22 protein-coding genes and 1 riboswitch are annotated in these 23,449 nt (G+C 69.3%); of the genes, 8 read left to right on the top strand and 14 right to left on the bottom strand.

All coding sequences use genetic code 11. The features are described 5' to 3' along the window. Window positions 1-27 precede the first annotated feature (27 nt). Together VHAB30_RS05885 and VHAB30_RS05890 are read right to left on the bottom strand one after the other, a co-directional pair. Window positions 28-1,023 (bottom strand): alpha/beta hydrolase, encoded by a 996-nt coding sequence (locus tag VHAB30_RS05885; RefSeq protein ID WP_174250208.1) that lies wholly within the window; start codon window positions 1,021-1,023, stop codon window positions 28-30. A gap of 215 nt (window positions 1,024-1,238) precedes the next feature. Then, window positions 1,239-2,042 carry a helix-turn-helix transcriptional regulator gene (locus VHAB30_RS05890; RefSeq protein ID WP_159276151.1) on the bottom strand — a complete coding sequence of 268 codons (804 nt, stop codon included), beginning with the start codon at window positions 2,040-2,042 and terminating at the stop codon, window positions 1,239-1,241. Window positions 2,043-2,145: 103 nt separating this feature from the next. Between VHAB30_RS05890 and VHAB30_RS05895 the strand changes: the two genes are divergently transcribed. Beyond that, the gene (locus VHAB30_RS05895; RefSeq protein ID WP_159276152.1) at window positions 2,146-3,720 is read left to right on the top strand and encodes an MFS transporter; all 1,575 of its coding nucleotides are present in this window, start codon (window positions 2,146-2,148) and stop codon (window positions 3,718-3,720) included. Here VHAB30_RS05895 and mutL read toward each other — a convergent pair. Next, window positions 3,704-5,608 (bottom strand): DNA mismatch repair endonuclease MutL, encoded by a 1,905-nt coding sequence (gene mutL / locus VHAB30_RS05900; RefSeq protein ID WP_390903973.1) that lies wholly within the window; start codon window positions 5,606-5,608, stop codon window positions 3,704-3,706. The genes VHAB30_RS05895 and mutL overlap by 17 nt on opposite strands. A 251-nt stretch (window positions 5,609-5,859) precedes the next feature. On the opposite strand from mutL, the gene VHAB30_RS05905 reads away from it, so the two are divergent. The 3 genes from VHAB30_RS05905 (at window position 5,860) to VHAB30_RS05915 (ending at window position 10,184) form a co-directional block, all read left to right on the top strand. After that, window positions 5,860-7,650 (top strand): IlvD/Edd family dehydratase, encoded by a 1,791-nt coding sequence (locus VHAB30_RS05905; protein WP_159276154.1) that lies wholly within the window; start codon window positions 5,860-5,862, stop codon window positions 7,648-7,650. 313 nt (window positions 7,651-7,963) lie between these two features. Then, window positions 7,964-8,785, top strand: a complete 822-nt coding sequence (locus tag VHAB30_RS05910; RefSeq protein WP_159276155.1) for a fumarylacetoacetate hydrolase family protein — start codon at window positions 7,964-7,966, stop codon at window positions 8,783-8,785. A 46-nt stretch (window positions 8,786-8,831) separates the two neighbouring features. Continuing rightward, window positions 8,832-10,184, top strand: coding sequence for an MFS transporter (locus tag VHAB30_RS05915; RefSeq protein ID WP_070095029.1), 1,353 nt, complete (start codon window positions 8,832-8,834; stop codon window positions 10,182-10,184). A 4-nt stretch (window positions 10,185-10,188) separates the two neighbouring features. Here VHAB30_RS05915 and VHAB30_RS05920 read toward each other — a convergent pair whose 3' ends face one another. Continuing rightward, entirely contained in the window at window positions 10,189-11,127 is a 939-nt protein-coding gene (locus VHAB30_RS05920; RefSeq protein WP_062478516.1) for a LysR family transcriptional regulator, read from the bottom strand. Next, window positions 11,124-11,633, bottom strand: a complete 510-nt coding sequence (locus tag VHAB30_RS05925) for a GNAT family N-acetyltransferase (RefSeq protein ID WP_159276156.1) — start codon at window positions 11,631-11,633, stop codon at window positions 11,124-11,126. Before VHAB30_RS05925 ends, VHAB30_RS05920 begins: the two co-directional genes overlap by 4 nt. Window positions 11,634-11,682: 49 nt before the next feature. On the opposite strand from VHAB30_RS05925, the gene VHAB30_RS05930 reads away from it, so the two are divergent. After that, entirely contained in the window at window positions 11,683-12,348 is a 666-nt protein-coding gene (locus tag VHAB30_RS05930; RefSeq protein WP_062478522.1) for a DedA family protein, read from the top strand. A gap of 73 nt (window positions 12,349-12,421) precedes the next feature. On the opposite strand, the gene VHAB30_RS05935 is transcribed toward VHAB30_RS05930, so the two are convergent. Both VHAB30_RS05935 and VHAB30_RS05940 read right to left on the bottom strand, forming a co-directional pair. Beyond that, on the bottom strand, window positions 12,422-12,712 hold the full coding sequence (locus VHAB30_RS05935; protein WP_223301444.1) for a glycine zipper domain-containing protein: 291 nt from the start codon (window positions 12,710-12,712) through the stop codon (window positions 12,422-12,424). Window positions 12,713-12,851: 139 nt separating this feature from the next. Then, entirely contained in the window at window positions 12,852-13,280 is a 429-nt protein-coding gene (locus tag VHAB30_RS05940; protein WP_159276157.1) for a helix-turn-helix domain-containing protein, read from the bottom strand. Window positions 13,281-13,365: 85 nt separating this feature from the next. Between VHAB30_RS05940 and VHAB30_RS05945 the strand changes: the two genes are divergently transcribed. Together VHAB30_RS05945 and VHAB30_RS05950 are read left to right on the top strand one after the other, a co-directional pair. Continuing rightward, entirely contained in the window at window positions 13,366-14,235 is an 870-nt protein-coding gene (locus VHAB30_RS05945; protein WP_159276158.1) for a class I SAM-dependent methyltransferase, read from the top strand. Next, complete coding sequence (locus VHAB30_RS05950) at window positions 14,228-14,728, top strand: DUF2938 domain-containing protein (RefSeq protein ID WP_159276159.1); 501 nt, start codon at window positions 14,228-14,230, stop codon at window positions 14,726-14,728. Before VHAB30_RS05945 ends, VHAB30_RS05950 begins: the two co-directional genes overlap by 8 nt. A 1-nt stretch (window position 14,729) precedes the next feature. On the opposite strand, the gene VHAB30_RS05955 is transcribed toward VHAB30_RS05950, so the two are convergent. Together VHAB30_RS05955 and tsaE are read right to left on the bottom strand one after the other, a co-directional pair. After that, window positions 14,730-16,235, bottom strand: coding sequence for an N-acetylmuramoyl-L-alanine amidase (locus VHAB30_RS05955; protein WP_159276160.1), 1,506 nt, complete (start codon window positions 16,233-16,235; stop codon window positions 14,730-14,732). After that, window positions 16,232-16,726: a tRNA (adenosine(37)-N6)-threonylcarbamoyltransferase complex ATPase subunit type 1 TsaE gene (gene tsaE / locus VHAB30_RS05960; RefSeq protein WP_056579690.1), complete on the bottom strand. Its 495-nt coding sequence runs from the start codon at window positions 16,724-16,726 to the stop codon at window positions 16,232-16,234. Before tsaE ends, VHAB30_RS05955 begins: the two co-directional genes overlap by 4 nt. Between tsaE and queG the strand changes: the two genes are divergently transcribed. Continuing rightward, window positions 16,712-17,794 (top strand): tRNA epoxyqueuosine(34) reductase QueG, encoded by a 1,083-nt coding sequence (gene queG, locus VHAB30_RS05965; RefSeq protein WP_174250209.1) that lies wholly within the window; start codon window positions 16,712-16,714, stop codon window positions 17,792-17,794. The two genes, tsaE and queG, sit on opposite strands and share 15 nt — an antisense overlap. Here queG and arsC read toward each other — a convergent pair. The 5 genes from arsC to VHAB30_RS05990 all read right to left on the bottom strand — a co-directional run bounded on the left by arsC (window position 17,791) and on the right by VHAB30_RS05990 (window position 23,417). After that, entirely contained in the window at window positions 17,791-18,171 is a 381-nt protein-coding gene (gene arsC, locus VHAB30_RS05970; RefSeq protein ID WP_159276161.1) for an arsenate reductase (glutaredoxin), read from the bottom strand. The genes queG and arsC overlap by 4 nt on opposite strands. Before the next feature lie 31 nt (window positions 18,172-18,202). Then, window positions 18,203-18,904 carry a glutathione S-transferase family protein gene (locus VHAB30_RS05975; protein ID WP_095746014.1) on the bottom strand — a complete coding sequence of 234 codons (702 nt, stop codon included), beginning with the start codon at window positions 18,902-18,904 and terminating at the stop codon, window positions 18,203-18,205. 41 nt (window positions 18,905-18,945) lie between these two features. Beyond that, window positions 18,946-19,458, bottom strand: coding sequence for a 6,7-dimethyl-8-ribityllumazine synthase (locus VHAB30_RS05980; protein ID WP_062473480.1), 513 nt, complete (start codon window positions 19,456-19,458; stop codon window positions 18,946-18,948). A gap of 113 nt (window positions 19,459-19,571) precedes the next feature. After that, a riboswitch (FMN riboswitch) is annotated at window positions 19,572-19,730 on the bottom strand. A 97-nt stretch (window positions 19,731-19,827) separates the two neighbouring features. Continuing rightward, window positions 19,828-22,008 carry a TonB-dependent siderophore receptor gene (locus VHAB30_RS05985; protein WP_159276162.1) on the bottom strand — a complete coding sequence of 727 codons (2,181 nt, stop codon included), beginning with the start codon at window positions 22,006-22,008 and terminating at the stop codon, window positions 19,828-19,830. Between the two features lie 314 nt (window positions 22,009-22,322). Further along, window positions 22,323-23,417: a DNA glycosylase AlkZ-like family protein gene (locus VHAB30_RS05990; RefSeq protein ID WP_159276163.1), complete on the bottom strand. Its 1,095-nt coding sequence runs from the start codon at window positions 23,415-23,417 to the stop codon at window positions 22,323-22,325. Between the last annotated feature and the right edge of the window lie 32 nt (window positions 23,418-23,449).

The raw sequence follows: 23,449 nt of genomic DNA on the forward strand, positions 1-23,449 counted from the left end.
GGAACGGAACCGCCTGAAAAAGGCGGGCTAGATGGCAGCGGGGGCGGGCGGCGTGTGCGCCTCGCCCCGCACCTCTTGCGGCGACAGCGCCGCGGAAGGCAATGAGGGCTGTGCAGGCCGCGGCGACACCAGCCGCGGCTGCGGCCGGCTGTCCGCCACGGTGCTGCTGTCCTCGGGCTTCATGCGAAACAGCTGCGACAGCGCCGCGCGGTACTGCGTCGCACCCACCGAGTTGGTGTTGTGGTGCGAACCGCCCTCGACCAGCACGAACATCTTGGGCACCGTGGCCGCGTCGTACAGCTTGCGCCCGAGCGTGGGGTTGATCAGGCTGTCGGCGGTGCCGTGCACCACGAGCAGCGGCGCGCCGATGTCCTTGACGGTGCGAATCGCCTCGAAGCGCTGCGTGATGAACGGGCCGAAGGGCAGCCAGCCCCACTTGAAGCTGCTGGCCACGTCGGCGATGGAGGTGAAGGTGCTCTCGACGATGGTGCCGCTCTCGTCGTTCACCGTGGCCGCCAGGTCGATGCCGATGGCGCCGCCCAGCGAGTGGCCGAAGATGTAACGGTGCTGGCGCGGATGGCGTGCGGCCAGCCAGGTCCAGGCGGCGCGGGCGTCTTCGCGGGCCGAGGCTTCCGAGGGCAGGCCCTTGGAACTCTTGCCGAAGCCGCGGTAGTCGATGGCCAGCACCGAGAAGCCCAGCTCGTGCATGCGCTGGATGCGCGGTGCCGAGCCGGCCACGTTGTAGCGCGCACCATGCAGGTACAGCAGCACGGGGGTCTCGGTGGTTTCGGGGGCGCCGCCGAGCCACAGGCCGTGCAGGCGCGCCGGTTCACCGGTGATGGACGACTGGAAGTCGATCCAGACATCCTGCATGCCTTCGGTCATCTGGGCCGAATTGCCCCAGCTGCGGTCGCTGGGCTGGAAGATCCATTCGCGCTGGCGTTCGTCGAGGGTCGAACAGCCGGCTGCCAGCAGGGCACAGAGCGAAAAGATGGACGCGAGGAGGGGCCAGCGTTTGATCATGGGGTGGAGGGACAGCGAAAGTCGGCCGAAAGTTCATCTGCTTGCTTTCTGAAACGCGTCGGCATCGCGTGTCAGCTCCCCCTGTGCAGCGCTCGCCGGCGCCTGGCACGAGACCATGCAACGTGCGTGCCCGCACCGTGGATGACGCCACAAAACCCTCGAAAACCCTCGAAATGGGCGCTGACGGCGCTTATCTGCCGCACAGGCCCCGGTGTTCAGCCCGGCGCCGGCTGCACGAAATACACCACCATCCGCAGGTGCCGGTGCGTGTCGACCACCAAGATTTCGTGGTGAAACTCCAACGGTCCGCTGTCGGCCGTCTGTACGCATCCGAGGCCGCGCCGGGCGGGCGCGCTGTCGGGGGTGTCCCACCAGCGGCGGAAGTCGGGCGAGAGCGCTTTCAGGTCCGCGACCAGGCCCAGCATGGCCGGATCGTCGGGTGCGATGGCGAAGTCGTATCGGAATTGCGCCAGCAGCCCGGGCGCATCGTCGCGCCAGGCGGGCAGGCGCCGGCGCAGTTCGGGGTCGGCGAACACCATGCGAAGGAGGTTGCGCGCCTCGCGCTCCCGCGCGTTGAAGCCGAAGAGTGCGTCGGCCGCGGCGTTCCAGGCCACGACGTCCCAGCGCAGGTTGAACACGTAGGCGGGGCGGGTGGGCAGCTCGTCCATGAGCTGCTGGATGCGGGGCGTGACCGACGCCTGCTGATGGGCCTCGGGCGGCGGCGGGCGCTTGTGGGCCAGCAGGAACAGGTGGCTGCACTCGGCGTCGTCAAGCTTCAGGGCATGCGCCACGCCGAGCAGGAATTTCTGCGACACCTGGATCTCGCGCCCCTGTTCGAACCAGGTGTACCAGGTGAGCCCCACGCCGGCCATCACCGCGACTTCTTCGCGCCGCAGGCCGGGCGTGCGGCGCCGCCCCTGCGAGGGCAGGCCGACATCGGCGGGCGTGAGTTTGCGGCGGTGCCGGGTCAGGAACTCCGACAGCTCGTTCTTGGTGCGGCTGAGGCTGCGTTCGATCAAGGCTGTTGTCTCCAGTAATAGGATAAACGCTTAAATTGTAATGTGATGATCTTGTCCTGAAGATGGGGCTTCCGCAACCCGAACGCGCACCCGGAGGCCCCTTTTGACCGCACCTTGCGATTCACTTTCCCTTTCCGACAGCCCACCCGCCGCGAGGCGCGACGGCCGCGCCGGCGCCCGCGAATGGACGGGGCTCGCGCTGCTGGCGCTGCCGACCCTGCTGCTCGGGCTCGACCTCACGCTGCTGCACCTGGCACTGCCCGCGTTGGCCCTGGACCTGCGCCCCACGAGCGCGCAGGCGCTGTGGATCGTCGATGCCTACGGTTTCATGATTGCCGGCTTTCTCGTCACGATGGGCACGCTGGGCGACCGCATCGGGCGGCGCAAGCTGCTCATGGTGGGGGCGGCGGCGTTCGGTGTGGCGTCAGTGATCGCGGCCTCTTCGACCAGCGCCAACCAACTGATCGCCGCGCGCGCCGTGCTCGGCGTGGCGGGCGCGACGCTGATGCCGTCGACGCTGGCGCTGATCAGCAACATGTTCCTGCACCCGCACCAGCGCGCGCTCGCCATCGGGCTGTGGGCGACCATGTTCGCGCTCGGCATGGCGGCCGGGCCCGTGGTGGGCGGCCTCCTGCTCGCGCACCACGGCTGGGGCGCGGCCTTTCTCGTTGCGCTGCCGGTGGTCGGGCTGCTGCTGGTGGCGGCGCCGTTCCTGCTGCCGGAGTACCGCGCGCCGCAGCAGGGGCGGCTCGATCTGCCCAGCGTCGCGCTGTCGCTGCTCGCCTTGCTGCCGGTGGTCTACGGCATCAAGCAGGTCGCGAAGGACGGGATCGGCATTGGCGCCGTGATGGCGCTCGTCGGCGGGCTGGCGTTCGCGCTGGGGTTCGTCCGGCGGCAACGGCGGTTGCGCCACCCGCTGATCGACCTCGGCCTGTTCGCCAGCCGGGCCTTCAGCGTCGCGCTCGTGGTGCTGCTGGTGGGGCTGGTCGGTGTCGGCGGCACGATGCTGCTGGTGACCCAGTACCTGCAACTGGTGGCGGGCTTGTCACCGCTCGCGGCCGGGCTGTGGATGGGCCCGCCGGCGCTCGCGATGCTGGTGGCCGGCATCACCGCGCCGCTGCTCGCGCGGCGCATCCGGCCGGGCCATGTGATGGCGGGCGCGCTGGGGTTGTCGGTCGTGGGCTACCTGGTGCTGAGCCAGCTCGATCGCACGCCGCATGGCATTGCGCTGGTGACGGCCGCGTTCTCGCTCGTGTACCTCGGCCTGGGCACCATCGCCGCGCTGGGGACCGACCTGGTGGTGGGCGCCGCACCACCCGAGAAGGCGGGGTCGGCCTCGGCCTTGTCCGAAACGGTGCAGGAGCTGGGTCTGGCCGTGGGCATCGCCACGCTGGGCAGCCTGACGACGGCGGTGTATCGCACGCGGATGGGCGACCCGATCGACGGCATGGCGGTGAACCTTCAACGCGCGGTATCGGACAGCCTGGCCGGCGCCACGGCGGTCGCGCATGAATTGCCCGCAGGCGTGCTCGAACAGGCGCAAGCCGCCTTCCTCGCAGGAATGAATGCAGCCGCAGCCACCAGCGCCGTCAGCATCGCGGTCCTGGCGGTGCTGGCCGCCGTCACGCTGCGGCATGTCGGCGTGGCCGCCGATGACGGGCTCAGCGCCCGCGCATGAACAGCGAATCGAGCTCGCGGATCGACAGCTGGCGCCAGGTCGGCCGGCCGTGGTTGCACTGGTCGGAGCGCTCGGTGGCTTCCATCTGGCGCAACAGGCCGTTCATCTCGTCGATGGTGAGCTTGCGGTTGGCGCGCACCGCGCCGTGGCAGGCCATGGTCGACAGCAGCTCGTTCTGCGCGCGCTGCACCACGGTGCTTGCGTCGTGCTGGCCCAGTTCGGCGAGCACGCTGCGCGCCAGCTCCACCGGGTCGCCGTCGGCCAGCGTGCCGGGCACGGCGCGCACCGCCAGCGTGCGGGCCGAGAAGGGCGTGATCTCCAGCCCCAGCGTGGGCAGCACCTCGGCGCAGGCCTCGGCCGTGGCCACTTCCTGCGGCGTGGCGGCGAAGGTGGCCGGGATCAGCAGCGGCTGGCTCGTGATGGCCGCGCCGTCGAGCTGGGTCTTGAGTCGCTCGTAGACGATGCGCTCGTGCGCCGCGTGCATGTCGACGATCACGAGGCCCTGGCTGTTCTCGGCCAGGATGTAGATGCCCTGCAGCTGGGCCAGCGCGCGGCCCAGCGGCCAGGCGTCCTGGTTCATGACGGGCGCTGGCATGGGGGCCAGTGCCTCGCTGTCGGGCAGCCCGACCGGCGCGCGGAACGACATCGCCGGCGCTTCGGTCTGCCACTGCGACGGGGCTGTGACCGGCGCATGCCCCTGTTCCTCGGAACGCCGCGGCCACATGGCCTCGAAGTCGCCGGCACCGCGCTCGCGTGCCTGGAACGGAATCGCGGGCTGCGACCAGCTGGCGCTCGGCGGCAGCGGCGTGGGCTTGAAGAAGGGCTGCGGCGGCGCGTCGGCCGGTGCCAGGGCATCGCCGGCGCGCGGCGCGGCCAGTGCGTCCTCGATGGCGTGGCGCACCGCCTGGTGCACCTCGCGCCCGTCGCGGAAGCGCACCTCGATCTTGGTCGGGTGCACGTTGACGTCGACGCGCGCGGGGTCGATCTCCAGGTACAGCACGTACACCGGCTGGCGCTGGCCGTGCAGCACGTCTTCGTAGGCGCTGCGCACGGCGTGCGACAGCACCTTGTCGCGCACGAAGCGGCCGTTGACGTAGAAGAACTGCTGGTCGTTGCGCGAGCGCGCCGCATCGGGAATGCCGGCGCGGCCGACCACGCGCACCGGGCCGCCTTCGCGCAGCACGGAGACGCTCTGCGACACGAAGTCGTCGCTCAGCGCATCGGCCAGCCGCTGCTCGGGCGTGGCGGCGGCGCGCCACTGTTCGATCAGCTTGCCGTCGTGCCAGACCGAAAAACCCACCTCGGGCCGCGCCAGCGCATGGCGGCGCACGGCCTCGATGCAATGGGCCAGCTCGGTGGCGTCGGTCTTCAAGAACTTGCGCCGCGCGGGCGTGGCAAAGAACAGCTCGCGCACCTCGACCGTGGTGCCCACCGAGCGCGCCACGGGCCGCAGCTCGCCGGTGCCGCCGTCGAGCACGAAGGCGCTGTCGGCGCCGGTGAAGCGCGAGAGGATGCTGAGCTCGGCGATCGCGTTGATGGCCGCGAGCGCCTCGCCGCGAAAGCCCATGGTGCCGACCGTTTCCAGGTCGCTCAGGCTCGCGATCTTGCTGGTGGCGTGGCGGCGCAGCGCCACCGTGAGTTCTTCGCGCGGAATGCCCAGGCCGTCGTCTTCCACCGAAATCAGCCGCACGCCGCCCGAGGCCAGCCGCACGGTGATCTGGCGCGCGCCGGCGTCCAGCGCGTTGTCGAGCAGTTCGCGCACCACCGAGGCGGGGCGCTCGACCATTTCACCGGCGGCGATCTGGCTGATCAGCTCGTCGGGGAGTTCACGGATCGGGCGGCGTTCGGCGGGGGGGAGGGAGGAGGGTAGGGCACTCACCGGAAACATTCTAAAAGCGGGGCGCAGACCGGGCGGTTGGCGGGGTATCGGGGTGTCCGGGGCGGTGTATTTGGCGCGCTTATACCGATCCTCAACCGATCTCATTGGCTTTGACGAAGGCGAAAACCTAAGCTCCCTCTCGCCAACGTATTCGCACAACAAGAACGCACCGGAGACACCCAATACACCGCCATGGCCCACCGCCATGCCGCGCAGGGGGCCGCCGCGCGCGTTCGCCGACCACCCTGAAAGCCGACGCCATGACGACACCCCGCCCCCTGCGCTCCGCCGCCTGGTTCAACAACCCCGAACACAGCGAACTCTCGGTCCTGCACCTGGCCTGGTTCCTGAACTACGGCCTCACCCGCGAGGAGCTGCAATCGGGCAAGCCGATCATCGGCATCGCGCAAAGCGGCTCCGACCTCACGCCCTGCAACCGCCACCACCGCGAGCTGTCGCTGCGCGTGCGCGAAGGCATCCGCGAGATGGGCGGCATCGCGATGGAGTTCCCGATGCACCCGATCCAGGAGAACGGCCGCCGCCCCACGGCCGCGCTCGACCGCAACCTGGCCTACCTGGGGCTCGTCGAGATCCTCACCGGCTACCCGATCGACGGCGTGGTGCTGACCACCGGCTGCGACAAGACCACGCCCGCCGCGCTGATGGCCGCGGCCACCGCCAACATCCCCGCCATCGTGCTGTCGGGCGGCCCCATGCTCAACGGCTGGCACGAAGGCCAGCGCACCGGCACCGGCACCACGCTGTTCAAGGCGCGCGAGCTGTTCGCCAAGGGCAGCATCGACTTCCCCGGCTACATCGACCTCGTGGGCTCTACCGTGCCCTCGGCCGGCCACTGCAACGTGATGGGCACCGCCTCGACCATGAACGCCCTGGCCGAAGCGCTGGGCATGAGCCTGCCCGGCTGCGCGGCCATTCCCGCGCCGTACCGCGAGCGCGGCCAGATGGCCTACGAAACGGGCCGGCGCATCGTCGACATGGTGCGCGAAGACCTCAAGCCCTCCGACATCCTCACGCGCTCGGCCTTCGAGAACGCGATCGTCGTCAACTCGGCCATCGGCGGCTCGACCAACGCGCCGATCCACCTCATCGCCATCGCCAAGCACGCGGGCGTCGAACTCAACATCCAGGACTGGGAAAAGGTCGGCCTCGACGTGCCGTTGCTGCTCGACATGCAGCCTGCCGGCAAGTACCTCGGCGAGGAGTTCTACCGCGCGGGCGGCGTGCCCGCCGTGGTCGCCGAACTGCACCGCCACGGCCTGATCCGCACCGACGCGCGCACCGTCAACGGCCACACGCTCGCCGCCAACTGCGCCGACGCGCCGGTGAAAGACGCCGACGTGATCCGCCCCTTCGACCAGCCGCTGCGCGAAAACGCCGGCTTCCTCGTGATGTCGGGCAACCTCTTCGACAGCGCGATCATGAAGACCAGCGTGATCTCCGACGAGTTCCGCGCGCGCTACCTGAGCAAGGCCGGCGACCTCGACGCCTTCGTGGGCCGCGCCATCGTGTTCGACGGCCCGGAAGATTTCGAAGCCCGCATCGAAGACCCGTCGCTGGACATCGACGCGAGCTGCATCCTGTTCATGCGCGGCGTCGGCCCCATCGGGCACCCGGGCTCGTCGGAGGTGGTCAACATGCGCGCGCCGTCGCACCTGCTCAAGAGCGGCGTGTCGGCCTTGCCCTGCATCGGCGACGGCCGGCAGTCGGGCACCTCGGGCTCGCCGTCGATCCTCAACGCCTCGCCCGAAGCCGCTGCGGGCGCCGGCCTGGCGCTGCTGCAGACCGGCGACAAGGTGCGCGTGGACCTGAAGGAACGCACCGTCAACATGCTTGTCAGCGACGACGTGCTGCAGGCGCGCGCCCGTGACCTCGAAGCGAAGGGCGGCTACCCGATTCCCGCGAGCCAGACGCCGTGGCAGGAGATCCAGCGCGCGATGGTGGACACGCTGTCCGAAGGCATGGTGCTGAAGCCTGCGACCAAGTACCAGCGGGTGGCACAGACGGCGGGGATTCCGCGTCGGAATCACTGAGGACTTTTGTTCAGGGCGACGCTCCCGCCGACGGGTGCCTTGCTCCGCGAATGTCCTCCGGCCTGCGGCCTCCCCCTTGATTTCGCTGCGCAAGGCACCCATCGACGTGATCGTCGAGCCGAGCGGTTGTTGATCGGCGCGCACCAGCGATGTGTCCCGTGCTCAGGACACTGGGTGCTTCCCGCAGCGAAATCAAGGAGGAGCCGAAGGCGGGGGACATTCGCGGAGGGAAGTACCCGGTGGCCTGTGCACACGCCCTGAATGAACCCGCCCCCGCACCCAGAATTTTTTAAATCAGAAGAAGGAGTCAGACATGAAGTGGATGAGCGTTCAAACGCCGCAGGGCCCCCGCGTGGGCTACATCAAGGACGGCGCACTGCAGCCCGTCAATGTGAGCCGCATGCAGGAGATCGTCGAAGGGAAAACCTGGAACGATGCAGGCAATCCGATCCCCCTCGCCGACGTCAAGCCCACCTTGCCGTTCGCCCCAAGAAACATCATCTGCATCGGCGCCAACTACCGCGACCATTGCATCGAGACCGGCCTGGCGATTCCCGAGAAGCCCGTCGTGTTCGCGAAGTTCAGCAACACGCTGGCCGCTGATGGCGACGCGATCACCTGGCCCGAAGGTTTCACCGAGAAGGTCGACTGGGAAGCCGAACTCGGCGTCGTCATCGGCAAGCGTGCGCAGGGCGTGAGCGAAGCCGACGCGCTCTCGCATGTGTTCGGCTATGTCGCCGCCAACGACGTGAGCGCGCGCGACGTGCAACTGGGCGAGGCGCAGTGGGTGCGCGGCAAGTCGCTCGACGGCTTCTGCCCGCTTGCGCCCACCGTCGTCACGCGCGACGAAGTGGTCGACGTGCAATCGCTGGGCATCCGCTGCCTCGTCAACGGCGAGGCCGTGCAGTCGTCCAACACCAGCGAAATGATCTTCTCGGTCGCGTTTCTCGTCGCGTACCTCTCGCGCGCCATCACGCTCGAACCCGGCGACCTGATCCTCACCGGCACGCCCGCCGGCGTCGGCCTGGGCCTCAAGCCGCCACGCTTCCTGAAGCGCGGCGACGTGGTCTCGGTCGAGATCGATGGGCTGGGTTCGGTGACGAACCCGGTCCACGGCGCGGTCGCACGCGGCTAGCCTCCACGGCTTTCAGACAGACCTAACTATTCAGGAGACAACAACAATGACAACCACGAGTCCCTACGGCGAGCTGGTCACAGGCGCCATCCACAAGGCGCGCTGGCGCCTGCTGCCCATGCTGATCGTCATGTACATCATGTCGATTCTTGATCGCGTGAACGTCGGCTTCGCCAAGCAGGCGCTGCAGATCGACACCGGCCTGAGCAACAGCGCCTTCGCGCTCGGCGCTGGCATCTTCTTCGTGAGCTACGCGATCTTCGAAGTGCCGAGCAACGTGATCCTGTCGCGCGTCGGCCCGCGCATCTGGCTGTGCCGGATCATGGTCACCTGGGGGCTCGTGGCCTCGGCCATGATGTTCGCGACCACCGAGACCTCCTTCTACGTGCTGCGCTTCCTGCTCGGCATCGCGGAGGCGGGCTTCTACCCCGGCGTGCTGCTCACGCTGACCTACTGGTTCCCCGCGAAGGTGCGTGCGCAGGCCAACGGCATTTTGCTGTTCGGTTTTGCGGGCGCGCTCGTCATCGGCGGGCCGATCTCCGGCGCGCTGCTCGACATGAACGGCATCGGCGGCCTCAAGGGCTGGGAGTGGATGTTCCTCATCGAGGGCCTGATGGCCGTGGTGGTGGGCATCGTGGCCTTCTTCGTCATCGTCGACCGGCCGCACAACGCGCCCTGGCTCACGACCGCGCAGCAGAACGCGCTGCAGGCCGTGCTCGACCAGGAAGCGGCAGAGAAGTCGGCCGACAGCCCGCAGACCGTGTGGCAGACGCTGTGCAATCCGCGGGTCATGTTCTTCGCGCTGAACTTCTTCATCGTGCAGATCGCCGCCTACGGCCTCATCTTCTATCTCCCGACCCAGGTGGGGCAGATCCTGGGCCAGAAGATCGGCCTGCTGGTCGGCTTCGTCACCAGCATCCCGTGGCTGCTGGCGCTGTTCGTCGTGTACTTCGTCACGCGCTGGTCCGACCGTCACCACGACCGTCGCCGCGTCACCGTGGCCACGCTCTACACGATCTTCGGTGTGTGCGTGTGCCTGTCGGCGCACGGCTCGCCGATCTTCGCGATCGCGGCGCTGTCCATCGGTGCGTCGACCTACCTGTCGGGCACGCCGATCTTCTATGCCTTCCTGTCGGAGCGGCTGTCGGGCCTGGGCATTGCCACGGGCATCGCGCTGGTCAACTCCATCGGCAACCTGGGCGGCTTCGTGGCGCCCAACCTGCGGACCTACGTGGAGCAGAACCATGGCGGCTCGGCCGCGGGGCTGTACACGCTGGGCAGCGCGGCGCTGCTGGCTGCATTGATGCTGGCGCTCATGCCCAAGGGCTGGCGCGTGGCGAAGAAGAGTGGGGCGGCGGCAGCGCCGGCGGCCGTGCTCGACGGCCGGGCACGCGCCTAGTCGTTCAGAAGGCCTGTCGCCAGACGCGCGACAGGGCCTGCCACGCGCAGTCGACCTCCGGCCGCTTGAGCGCGCCGGCCAGGCAGACAAAGCGCAGGTCGCAGCCGATGCTCACCCGGTCGGCAATGACCAGGCCGTCGCGCTGGCTGGCCTGCAGCGCCAGTGCGTCGCGCGCCAGCGAAATGCCCACGCCGGCGCGCACCAGCGCCAGCATCGACATCTCCTGGTCGGCCTGCGCGGCTTTCTTCAGCACCAGCTTGTGAGCCTGCAGCACCGGCGCCAGCAACCGCGAATGCGACGAGGTCGCCGGTGCCAGCACCCACGGCAGGTACGCCAGCTCGGGCCAGTCGCGGCCCAGCACCTGGGGCGCCCAGCCGCTCGGGCCGATCACCTGGTAGTTGAAGCGCGCCAGCACCTGCGAATGGAACAGCTCGCCGTCGTGGCGCCGTGAGGCGGCGCTGGCCTGCGGCAGGTCGGTGGCCTCGGGGTCGCCGAGGTAGAAGCCGATGTCCAGTTCCTTGTTCAGCAGTTGGGCGAGCACGTCGCCGCTCGTGCCCTGGTGCAGCTCGGTCTCGAGCTCGGGCGCCAGCGCAACCAGTTCGGTGAGGAAGGGGCTGAGCCGCGTGAAGTCGGGGTCGAGGATGGTGCCGATGCGCAGCGAGCCGCGCACGCCGCCCTTGAGCCGCTCGGCGGCCACCGCGAAATCGTTCAGGCTCTCGAGCGCGTGCTCCGCGTGGTTGAGCAGCGCCGCGCCGTCGCGCGTGAGCAGCAGGCCGGTGGGCGTGCGCTGGAAAAGCTCCAGCTCGACCAGCGCACCCAGTTCCTTGAGCTGCAGGCTCACGGCCGGCTGCGTGAGGAACAGGCGCTGCGCGCCGCGCGACACCGAGCCCTCGCGGGCCACGGCCACGAAGGCCTGCAGGAGCCGGGGCTCGATCTTCTTCATGCCGCGCCGGGGAAAGGCTGCAGCTGCTTGTACATGACGAAGGCGTCCACGAAGCCCAGTTGCGGATGCTTGAATGCGCCCGGCAGTGTGCCGACGATGGCGAAGCCCATGTGCTGCCACAGCCGCACCGCGCGCTCGTTGGTGGAGACGACAAAGTTGAACTGCATCGCCAGAAAGCCCATGCGCAGGGCCTGCTGCTGCGAGTGTTCGCACAGCGCCGAGGCCACGCCCAGGCCGCGCGCCGCCTCGGACACCACGTACCCGCAGTTGCTCACGTGCGCGCCCTGGCCGGGCTGGTTGGGGCGGATCACATAGGTGCCGAGCACGGCGCCTTCGTCGTTGCAGGCCACGAAGGTCAGCGTGGGCACCTTCGTCCACGAGTGGCGGGCCTGTTCTTCCGTCACATCGGGCGGGTAGGTGTAGGTGTCGCCGCGGCGGAACGTCGGTTCGAGGACGGCCCAAAGGGCAGGCCAGTCGGTATCGAGGGCTTCGCGGATCTGGATCATGGGGTGATTCGGAAAAGGTGCGACATGCCAACAAGGATAATCCGCGCCCATGGAAATCATCAGCTTTCTCGTCGACTTCATCCTTCACGTCGACAAACACCTCGAGGCCTTCGTGGTCGCCTACGGCCCCTGGGTCTATGCGCTGCTGTTCCTGATCGTGTTCGTCGAGACCGGCGCGGTGGTCATGCCGTTCCTGCCGGGCGACTCGCTGCTCTTCATCGTCGGCGCGCTGTGCGGCGTGGGGCTCATGAGTTTTCCGCTGGCCTGCGGCATCCTGATCGCGGCGGCCATCCTGGGCGACCAGTGCAACTACTCGATCGGGCGCTACTTCGGGCCCAAGGTGTTCCAGTGGGAGAACTCGCGCTTCTTCAACCGCAAGGCCTTCGACCAGGCCCACAGCTTCTACGAACGCTACGGCGGCATCACCATCGTGCTGGCGCGCTTCATGCCGTTCATTCGCACCTTCGCGCCCTTCGTGGCCGGCGTGGCCGAGATGAACCGCGCGAAGTTCACGGCCTACAACGTGGGCGGTGCGCTCATCTGGGTGCTGGGCATCGCCACCGCGGGCTACTTCTTCGGCAACCTGCCGTTCGTGCGCCAGCACCTGGACAAGATCATCTGGGCGCTGATCTTCGTGCCCGGCCTGCTGGCGATCTTCGGCGCGTGGCGCGCCTCGAAGGCCGAGAAGGCGCGGGCGGCGGCATCGCAGGCCTGAGCGGCTCCCGGCTCGCCGCCAAGAAAAAACGCGCCGGAGGGCGCGTTTTTTCGTTGAGGGTTGGAATGATCAATCAATAGCGCGGCCCGTTGTCCGGGTAGTAGCCACTGCCGCGCGGGTAGCGTTGCTGGTTGTAGTAGTTGCGCTCGTCGACGTTGCGGCCCACCTGGTTGCCGATGATGCCGCCGATGGCCGCGCCGCCGAGCGTGCTGCCCGTGTTGCCGCCGATCGCATGGCCCACCGCCGCGCCGCCGAGTGCGCCAATGCCGGTGCCGAGGTTCTGGTTCGGACCGCTCGCACAACCTGCCAGCGTCATGACCGAAGTGGCAGCTGCAGCGGCGATCCAGAGACGTGTCTTCAACATGAGGTCCACCTTTCGAGAGTGATGGCTCATCATGGTCAAAAGTATGCATTTCGCGGTGTAGGAGCCTGCCGCGCTTGCCTGTGCGCAGGGGCGCGTGTTGCGGAACGCAACGCCTGAAAGCGGGTGTGGCTACGTGGTGCTACGGGGTTCGCGGCTTCGGCGCCTTCTTCTTCGGGGCTTCCAGCGCACCCGACGACGCGGCCCGCAGGATGCGGCGGAAGGTAGGGCATTCCATGTGGCTGGGCGCGGGGCAGACCGCCGCATGCCGCAGGCCGTCGCGCATCGCCGTGAGCTGGCGGATCGTGCGGTCCAGGTCCTGCGCCTTGTCCGCGAGCACCTGCCGGTCGATGCGCGGCTTGCCCTCGGGCGAGAACATGTGGCCGATTTCCTCCAGCGAGAAACCGGCGGCGCGCCCCAGCGCGATGAGCGCCAGCCGCTCCAGCACCTCGGGCGCGAACACGCGGCGCAGGCCGTGCCGGCCGGTCGACGCGATCAGCCCTTTTTCTTCATAGAAGCGCAGCGTCGAGGCGGGAACGCCGGCGCGTTGCGCGACTTCCGAAATGTCCATGTGCCGGCCCCCTCTTGACTTCAAGTCGACTTGAATTGGCACAGTCTAGCTCTCGCCGCTTGAAGGCACCTGAAGGAAAACGATCATGGACGACACATCTCCCGCCAATGCCGAGCAGGCCGCCTTGTGGAACGGCCACGCCGGCAGCGCCTGGGTCCGGACGCAGGCCGTGCTCGACGCGATGTTCCAGCCGCTCGAAGCGCGGCTGAGCGACGCGGTGCGCGCCGTGGGCGCCCGCCGCGTGCTCGACGTGGGCTGCGGCACCGGCCGCACGACGCTCGCCGTGGCGCGGCAGCTCGGCCCGACCGGCCAGTGCCTCGGCGTCGACATCTCTGCGCCGATGATCGAGGCGGCGAAGGCCCGCGCCGCGCGCGAGGCGCTCCCATCGGCCCGCTTCGTCTGCGCCGATGTGCAGGGCCACGCCTTCGAGCCGGCCGCGTTCGACACGGTGATCTCGCGCCTGGGCGTGATGTTCTTCGACGACCCGGTGCGGGCTTTCGCGAACCTGCGGCATGCCGCGACGGAGGGCGCGGCCCTGCGCTGCATCGCCTGGCGCGGCGGGGCCGACAACCCGTTCATGACCACGGCCGAGCGCGCCGCCGTGCCGCTGCTGCCCGGCCTGCCGCCGCGCCAGCCGAACGCACCGGGCCAGTTCGCGTTCGCCGACCGCGCGCGGGTCGCGGGCATCCTCGAGGCGAGCGGATGGGGCGAGGTCGACATCCAGCCCTTCGAGGTCGAATGCGCGTTCCCCGCGACGGCGCTGGCCGACTACTTCACGCGGCTCGGGCCGGTCGGCCTGGTCCTGCGGGAGGTGGATGCCGCAACGCGCGCGCAAGTCGTCGAGACGCTGCACGCCGCGTTCGCGCCCTATGTGCAAGGCGACGACGTGCGCTTTGTCGCGGCCTGCTGGATGATCGCGGCGCGCGCGCCGGTGCGGGAGCGCGGCCATGTCTGAGGCCGTCGAATGCGCGCTGCGCACGCTGTGGATCGGCGCCGGCGCGACCGCGGTGATGGACCTGTGGGCCGTGCTGCGCCAGCGCCTGTTCGGCATTCCCTCGCTGGACTACGCGCTCGTGGGTCGCTGGCTCGTGCACCTGACGCGCGGGCGCTTCTTTCACGATCCCATCGGCAAGTCGCCGCGCGTGGCGGGCGAGGGCGCCATCGGCTGGACCGCGCACTACCTGCTCGGCATCGCGTTCGCGGCCGTGCTGCTCGCGGGCTGGGGGCTGGCGTGGGCGCGCCAGCCGACGCTGGTGCCTGCGTTGATCGTCGGTATCGGCACCGTGCTCGTGCCGTTCTGCGTGATGCAGCCTGCGATGGGCGCGGGCTTTGCCGCGCGCCGCACGCCGCGCCCTGCGATGGCGCGGTTCCAGAGCGTGGTCACGCACAGCGTCTTCGGCGTCGGCCTTTATCTGGCCGCGTGGGTCGCCCGCGTGGCGGGCTTCTAGGTCAGAGCTGCCGGCTGCGCGCGAGCGGCGGGTTCTGCGCGAAGTAGCGCTGGATGCCGCGCATCAGCGCGTCGGCCAGGTCCTCCTGGTAGTCGGCGCGGCGCAGGTTGGCTTCTTCCTCGGGGTTGCTGATGAAGGCCGTTTCGACCAGCACGCTCGGGATGTCGGGCGCCTTCAGCACCGCGAAGCCGGCCTGCTCGACCTGCGCCTTGTGCAGCCGCGCGCCGATGCCCTTGATCTCGCCGAGCATCGCACCGCCGAGCTTCAGGCTGTCGTTGATCTGCGCGGTGGTGCTCATGTCGAGCAGCGCACGCTGCACCTGCGCCTCGTGGTTGCCCACGTTCACGCCGCCGACCTTGTCGGCGTCGTTCTCCTTGTTGGCCAGCCAGCGCGCGGCGCTGCTGGAGGCACCGCTCTGGCTCAGCGCGAACACGCTGGCGCCGCGCGCGGCGGGCGTGGTGAAGGCGTCGGCGTGGATGCTCACGAACAGGTCGGCCTGCACGCGCCGCGCCTTCTGCACGCGCACGCCCAGCGGCACGAAGAAGTCGGCGTCGCGCGTGAGAAAGGCGCGCATCGGGCTGCCGTTGACGCTGGCCGCGTTGATGCGTTCGCGCAGGCGGTGCGCCACCTGCAGCACGATGTCTTTCTCGCGCGTGCCGTTCGGGCCGATGGCGCCGGGGTCTTCACCGCCGTGGCCGGGGTCGAGCGCCACGATGATGATGCGGTCGGTGCGGCTGGCCGTGGCGCGGGGCGGTGGGCCGGGCGGCGTCACGGGCCGGGCCGGGGGCGCCGCGGCCACCACGGGCGGCGGTGCCGGCGGCAGCGGCATGCCGCCGGGCGGCAAGGCCGGTGCGGGCGCGGACGGCGCGGGGCGCGCGGCCTGCTGCGCCATCAGGTCGCCCAGCGGGTCGCCGGGCGGCATGGCGGGGCGCACCGGTGCGGGGGCTGGTGATGGTGCGGCGGGAGCGGGCGGGGCGGTGGCGACGATGGGGCCGTTGCTCGGGGCGGTGGTGGTGCTGCTGCCGTTCTTGGGCGCATCGCGCAGCCGCTCGGCGATCAGCGCTTCCATCGGGTCGATGGCCTGCTCGGGGTACAGGTCGAGCACCAGCCGGTGCTTGTAGGCGGCCACGGGCGCCAGCGAGAACACCTGCGGGCGCACGGTCTGCTTCAGGTCGAACACGATGCGCACCACCTTCGGTGCGTTCTGCCCGATGCGCAGGCCGTTGATGTACGGGTCGCCGGGCTTGATCTTGCCGACCAGGTCGCGCAGCTCGGTGTTCAGGTCGATGCCCTCGATGTCCACGGCCAGCCGGGGCGGGCTGCCGACCACCAGCTGCTGCGAGTTGAGGCGGGCGTCGGACTCGATGGTCACGCGGGTGTAGTCGGCGGCGGGCCACACGCGCACGGCGAGGATGCTGGCGCCGCGCGCGATCTGGTGCACGCCCAGCATCAGCGCGATGCTGCCGCCTTGCAGCAGCACGCGCCGTTTCAGGCCGGTCGCCTTCATGCGGCCAGGCACGCCAGCAGATCGCTGCCGCGAGGGGTGTTCGCCAGGAGGGTCACGCTGCGGGTGTCGTCGGTCATTGCTTCTATTTTAATAGCTAGGTCGGCAGGTGGGGTGCGCCCCGCGGCGTTTTCCGGCCACTCGGCCAGCTTGAGGCCCGGGCCCGCGAAGATGTCGCGGAAGCCCGCGTCGTCCCATTCGCGCGGGTCGGCGAAACGGTAGAAGTCGAAGTGGTAGATGGCCAGCCCGTCGGGCGCCTCGTGCGGCTCGACCACCGCGTAGGTGGGGCTCTTGATGCGCCCGGTGATGCCCAGCGCGCGCAGCAGGTGACGCACGAAGGTGGTCTTGCCGGCGCCCAGGTCGCCCTGCAGCGCGATGAAAGCGTCGCGCAACGCGGGCGATGCGGCGAGCGCGCGCGCCAGCGCGTCGGTGTCGTCTTCGCCCTGCCAGCGCAGGGTGCGCGTTTCTACAATCGGCAAGTGATCGTCAGCCATCCACTCGTTGCTCGTATTCAGGCCTTGGCCCGGGAACTCGGATTCTCCCAAATCGGAATCGCGGGCGTCGATCTGTCGAGCGCCGAAGACGGTCTGATGCAATGGCTGGCCCATGGGTTCCATGGAGAAATGCAATACATGGCAACGCACGGCACGCGCCGCGCGCGGCCCGCGGAGCTGGTGCCGGGCACGGTGAGCGTGATCACCGCGCGCATGGACTACCTGCCGCGCGCCACGCCGGGCGACTGGCAGGCCGTCGAGTTCGACCGCCTCACGCGGCCCGGCGAGGCCATCGTGTCGGTCTATGCGCGGGGCCGCGACTATCACAAGGTGCTGCGCAACCGCCTGGCCAAACTCGCCGAGAAGATCGCCGAAGAGGTCGGCCCCTTCGGCCACCGCGCCTTCACCGATTCGGCGCCGGTGCTCGAGGCCGAGCTCGCCTCGCGCAGCGGCCAGGGCTGGCGCGGCAAGCACACGCTGGTGCTCGACCGCGACGCGGGCTCGATGTTCTTCCTGGGCGAAATCTACGTCGACATGGCGCTGCCGCCGAGCGAGCCCGTCAGCGCGCACTGCGGCAGTTGCAGCGCCTGCATCGACGTGTGCCCGACGCGCGCCATCGTCGCGCCGCAGCGGCTCGATGCGCGCCGCTGCATCTCGTACCTGACGATCGAGCACGCCGGCGCCATTCCGGTGGCGCTGCGCCCGCTCATGGCCAACCGCATCTACGGCTGCGACGACTGCCAGCTGATCTGCCCCTGGAACAAGTTCGCGAAGAAGAGCACGCTGCCCGACTTCGACGCGCGCGAGGGGCTCACGGGCCGCACGCTGGCCGAGCTGTTCGCGTGGAGCGAAGAAGATTTTTTGCGCCGCACCGAAGGCAGCCCGATCCGCCGCATCGGCCACGAGCGCTGGTTGCGCAACATCGCGGTGGCGCTGGGCAATGCGGTGCGCTCAGGCGAGGCCGGCGCGAAGGAAGCGTTGGCCACGCGCGCTGGGCATCCGAGCGAGCTGGTGCGCGAGCATGTCGCGTGGGGGCTGGCGCAGCAGCCCGAAGATCAACCGATTTAAGCGGGAAGAATCTCGCGCACGCGTTCCCATGGGCGACACATCAGCGTGCCACGTGGCGACACGACGATGGGCCGCTGCAACAGGATCGGGTGCGCCACGATCGCGTCGAACAGCTGGTCGTCCGTCAGTTGCTCGTCCGCCAGCTTCAGTTCTTCGTAGGGCGCTTCCTTGGTGCGCAGCAGGTCGCGCGCCGTCAGGCCCATGGCCTTCGCCAGCTCACGCAGCTTCTTCTTCGAGGGCGGCGTTTCCAGGTACAGGACGATCTCGGGCTCCACGCCGCTTTCGCGGATCAAGCCCAGTACGTTGCGCGACGTGCTGCAGTTGGGCTTGTGGTAGATCGTCATCGGGTAGGCGGTGGTCGGTGTGCGTGCGGTCATGGGGTCGATTATGAGAAGAGAAGAACGGGCCTCAGCTTGTCTCTTCGTCCGCATCCATCGAGAACGGAAAGCGCGCCGCCCAGAACGCCGCCAGCCGCGGGTCGGCGTCCACGCGCCGCACCACGCGCGCCATGCGCGGCGCCACGCGGTAGAAGCGCCGGCGGGTCGGCGTCCAGCGCGACACCACGGTCACGTACAGGTCGAGCATGCTGAGCTTGTCGCCGAGCAGGTAGGGCGACGGTTCGTCGATCTGCGTGTCCATGAGGTGCCAGCAGTGCGCGATGCGCGCGGCCGTGCGCTCGAGCACCACGGCCTGCGCGGCGGCATCGGCCGCGAGGCGCGAAGGCTCGTCGCGCACCCAGAACATCGAATAGATCGAGGCCGGCAGGTAGACCATCCAGCGCAGGTACTGCGCGCGGCGCGGGTCGCCGGGCGCGGGGCAAAGCCCGGCCTCGGGATAGCGGTCGCCCAGCCAGATGAGGATGGCCGCGCTCTCGGTCATGACTTCGCCCGAAGGCAGCACGAGCGCGGGCACCTGCTGCATCGGGTTGACGCCGGTCAGTCGCTCGCGCTCGGACTCGCCCTCCCAGGGGGCGACGTCGACCGTGTCGACCTGCGCGCCGATCAGCGTCAGCGCGGCGTGGATGGGCGTGGCGCCCGAGCCGGGCGCCCCATAGAGGGTGTAGCGGTCGGCGGCTGCTGCTGCGACCGCCGGGGCGGATGGAGAGGCCATCCGCGCAGGCTACTGCAGGCTTGCGCCTCTTGCCAACCCGCTCAGGCGGCCAGCAGCGCGTCGACCTTGTCCAGCGCCTCGAGCGTCTTGAAGCAAGCCTCGGCCACTTCCGTGCCCTTGACCGCGAAGTGGCGGTGGAAGTACTTGCGGTGCTCCACGTGCTCGTGGAAGTGGTGCGGCGTGAGCACGGCCGAGAAGATCGGCACGTCGGTCTCCAGCTGCAGCGACATCAGCGTGCTGACGACGGTGTTGGCGACGAACTCGTGGCGGTAGATGCCGCCGTCCACCACCAGCGCGCAGCCGATGATGGCCGCATACTTGCCCGAGTTGGCCAGGCGCTTGGCGTGCAGCGGGATCTCGAAGGCGCCGGGCACATCGAAGATGTCGATGAGCTCACGCGCCACGCCGAGCCGCGCCATCTCTTCGAGAAAGGCGTCGCGTGCCTGGTGGACGATGTCGGAATGCCATTGCGCCTCGACGAATGCGATGCGCTGGCCGCGCGGCGAACCCGACGCGGTGACGGCAGAAAGGGGAAGGTCGTTGATCTGACTCATGGTGTGCCTCTTGAAAGCAGGTTTCCTGAATCAGGGCGCACGAAACCACAGGCCCGCTCGCGCGCCGGTCTGCCAAAAAAGAGCAAAGCAAGGCGCGCGGGCATGCCCGCATTTCGCGCTCTCTTTCATCCGGACTGTGACCGTCGGCTTCGGAATCGCACCGAAATCTGCTGACCCTCGGACCTGTGGCAGGCCTGAGGCGCTCGCGGGCTTGTGCAACTTTCGTTGCCATCACCGCCGGTGGGGAATTGCACCCCGCCCTGAGAACGCTTGCCGTCCGGCGAACCGGACGACGGCGCGATTCTAGAAGCACGCCGCCGGGCCGGTTGTCGCCCGCGCGCCAGACCTTCGAGCGCGCGGGGATTTGCTTCAGAAGCGGTACGTCGCGCTCGCGGTCAGGGTACGTCGCTGGCCGTAGAAGCAGTCGCCGCGCGCCAGGCAGGTGGTGATCTGCACCTTGTCGGTCAGATTGGCCACGTTGAGCGCCAGGCGCAGCGGGCCGTTGTCCCACGCGAACATCGCGTCGAACAGCGTGACTGCGGGCGCGGGGTTGTTGTCCATGCCGTCGTACGACTTGCCCAGGTAGCGCACGCCGCCGCCGGCCGAGAAGCCGTGCAGGCCGCCGATCGAGAAGCGCTTGGTCACCCAGGCCGAGGCCGTGTGCTTGGGCACGCCCGAGATGCGCTTGCCCAGGTCGGAGCCGTTGCTCCTGGACACGCGCGCGTCGGTGTAGGCGTACGAGGCGATCCAGTCCCAGTCGCGCGCGATGCTGCCCTTGTACTCCAGCTCCAGGCCCTTCACGTGCACTTCGCCGAGCTGCACGCTGTTGAGCGGGTTGGTCGGGTCGGGGGTCTTGCGGTTGGTGTCGCGCAGGTCGTACATGGCCGCCATGAACGAGGTGCGCTGGCCCGCGGGCTCCCACTTCACGCCGGCTTCCCACTGCTTGCCGCGCTGCGGCTTGAAGGGGTTGTTCGACGTGTCGACGCCGCCCAGCGGCAGGAACGATTCGGCATAGCTCAGGTACGGCGCCCAGCCGCCGTCGGCCAGGTAGACCAGGCCGGCGCGCTTGGTGGTGGCCTTGTCGTCGGCCGCCGCGGCGGGGCGGCCTTCGGTGTCGGTGGTGGCCTTGTCGTGGCGCAGGCCCAGCAGGCCGATCCAGCGGCCGTACTTGACCTGGTCCTGCACGTACAGGCCCGCCTGCTTCTGCACCACCTCGGGTGCGCGCGTGAAGCTGGTGGGGGCCGTGTAGTTGCCGTACACCGGCGCGTACACGTCGAGCGCGCCCGCACGGCCGCGGCCCGAGAGCTTGGAGGTGGTGTTGCGCTGGAAGTCGGCGCCCAGCAGCAGCGTGTGCTCGACCTCGCCGGTCTTGAAGTGCGCTTCGGCCTGGTTGTCGAGCAGCAGCATCTTGCCGCCGTTGATGTCGCTGCTCAGGTCGCGTTCGATGGTGCGCTGGTCGGCGTTGAACACCGGACGCGCCGGACGGCCCGTGAGGCGGTTGGCCGTGAAGCTGGTGTACGAGGTGTTGTACCAGACCTTGCTCTCGGTAGAGCGCAGGTTCTGGCGCACCGTCCAGGTGTCGTTGATGCGGTGGCTGAACAGGTAGCCGAGCGAAGTGCTGCGCGTGTCGAAGCGGTCGAAGCCCGGCTCGCCTGTGAAGGTCGAGGTCGGGATGCGGCCGTACAGCGAAGGCAGCAGCGTGCCCTGCCACGGGAAGAAGCCGATCAGCGAGCCGCTCTTGTCCTTCTGGTAGGACGCCTGCAGCGTGAGCGAGGTGTCGGCGTTCGGACGCCAGGTGAGCGAGGGCGCGATCGCGATGCGGTCGTCCGACACGTGGTCGACCTGCGTGCCGCTGTCGCGGTTCACGGCCACGAGGCGGTACATCCACTTGCTCTCGGGATCGAGCGAGCCGGTGAAATCGGCGGCGATCTGCTTGCGCGCGTTGTTGCCCAGCTGCAGCTGCACTTCGCGCTGCGTCTCGGCCTGCGGGCGCTTCGACACGAGGTTGAGCACGCCGCCGATGCCGCCCTGGCCGTAGAGCACCGACGACGGGCCGCGCAGCAGCTCCACGCGCTCCAGCATGTACGGGTCGGGCCGGCTGGCGTTGTAGGTGCCGTAGGTGCGTTGCAGGCCGTCGAGGTACTGCACGGCGTCGCCACCGCGGGCCTTGAACGAATCCACGCGGCTGTCGAAGTAGCTCGACACCACGCCGGCCGTGTAGTTGGTGGTCTCGCGCAGGGTGAGCGCGCCCTGGGCTTCGATCTGGTCGCGTGTGACGACCGAGATGGCCTGCGGCGTTTCGATCAGCGGCGTGTCGGTCTTGGTGGCCGTGCTGCCGCGCCTGGCGACGAAGCCCGTCACGGGGCCGGTGGCGGTCTCGCCCGCATCGCCCGAGACGGTGACGGTGGGCAGGGCCTGCCGTGTGTCGGCAGCGGCGGCTTCTTGCGCGTGGGCATGTGCGCTGGCGGCAAGCGCCACGGCGGTGACCGCGAGCGTGGCATAGCCCCGCCGCGTGCGCGGCGTTCCGGGGCGACGATTCTTGGATGTCATGTGCAGCTTCTCCTGTGTCCTGCGTCAGGTGTGTCTAGGGCGGGGGAGTGGCTGCGGCGCGGTCAGGCGCGCCATGGCTTCTCGGGTGCGATCGAAAAAAACGGAAACGAACGAGCGCGTGCCGTGGCGCATTCCGAAAGGAAAGCGCATCCGGCTGGTGTTGTGTGTCTACGGCGTCGTGGGGGCAGTGGCCGGGGGCGACGACGGGATGTGTCGTCGCTCGGGCTGCTGCGTCTTCGTTCCTTCGAAGACGGCTGGCGGGCTCGCGGCGGGCGCGGGCGGCTGGCTGAGGCGGGCGATTATAAAAGGCCGCGTCAGCGGCCTGCGAGGAACTGCGTCATGCGGTGCAGTTCCTCATCGAGGCCCGCGCGGAAGGCCGCGCCGTGCGGCTTCTTCGCGTCGGCGTAGCCGAAGGTGGGCTGCAAGCGGCCCTCAGGGGCGCTCACGTTGGCCCAGCCGATCACGCGGTCGTGCCACAGCATCGGCAGCGCGTAGTAGCCGAACTGCCGTTTCGGCGCGGGCGTGTAGGCCTCGAACTTGTACGTCCAGCCCCACAGCAGCTCGAAGCGGCGGCGGTCCCACACCACCGGGTCGAAGGGCGCGAGCAGCCGCACCGCGTCGTCGGGCGCATGGCGGCGCGAGGCGGGGTTCTCGTCGGCAGGCCAGTACCACGTCGTGCCGTCGATGCGGCAACTGGCCAGCTCCTCGCGCGCCAGCCGCAGCGCCGCCTGCGTCTGCGCGGCCAGGTGCGGCGCGCCGTAGCCGAGCAGACGCACGAGGTAGGTCAGGCTCGTGGCCGGCAGCGGCGCGTACTTGCGCACCACCAGTTCGATGAGCGCCGCCGCACGCTGCGCGCGCCCGGCGGGGCTGTCGTCGGCGGGCGGATGGCTCACCGCTTCGTAGACCCGCGTGCCGCTATCGCGCCGCACCACGCGCAGCAGGCCGCGGTAGTGCATGCCGTCGAGCAGGTGCGTGGTGGCGTTGCTGGAGCCGCCCCAGTAGTTCTGGATGCGGCCATGCGCGAAGTGCTGCTCGACCTGGCGCGGATGCACCGGGCCGTGCTCGCGCACATAGGCCAGCACGTCGGCGGCCTTGCGGCGCGTGTCGGCGTCCCAGGCTTTCCTGGCCTCGCGTGGATGCATCAGCGCCAGGTGCTCGCGCGGCAGGAAGCCGTAGTTGACGAGGCAGTCTTCCTCGATCGCAAGCCGCGCGTAGCGGCTTTCGAGATCGCCCGCGCGGTAGTCCTTCACGCGATGGCGCAGCGTGAGGTCTTGCGCCCGCGCGGGCGCGCGGATCGGGTCGGCCTGCACGAAGCCGAGCTTGCGGATGGCGGCGGGCAGCGTCGTCGGCGTGAAGAGGGTGCGCGCGACGGCGTAGCGGCGCAGGTCGTCGAGGGTCGGGTCAGCCATGGGGCGGATTGCAGCACAAGCGGCTGCCTTTC

Source organism: Variovorax boronicumulans, from assembly GCF_009811375.1.
Lineage (GTDB): Bacteria > Pseudomonadota > Gammaproteobacteria > Burkholderiales > Burkholderiaceae_C > Variovorax > Variovorax boronicumulans.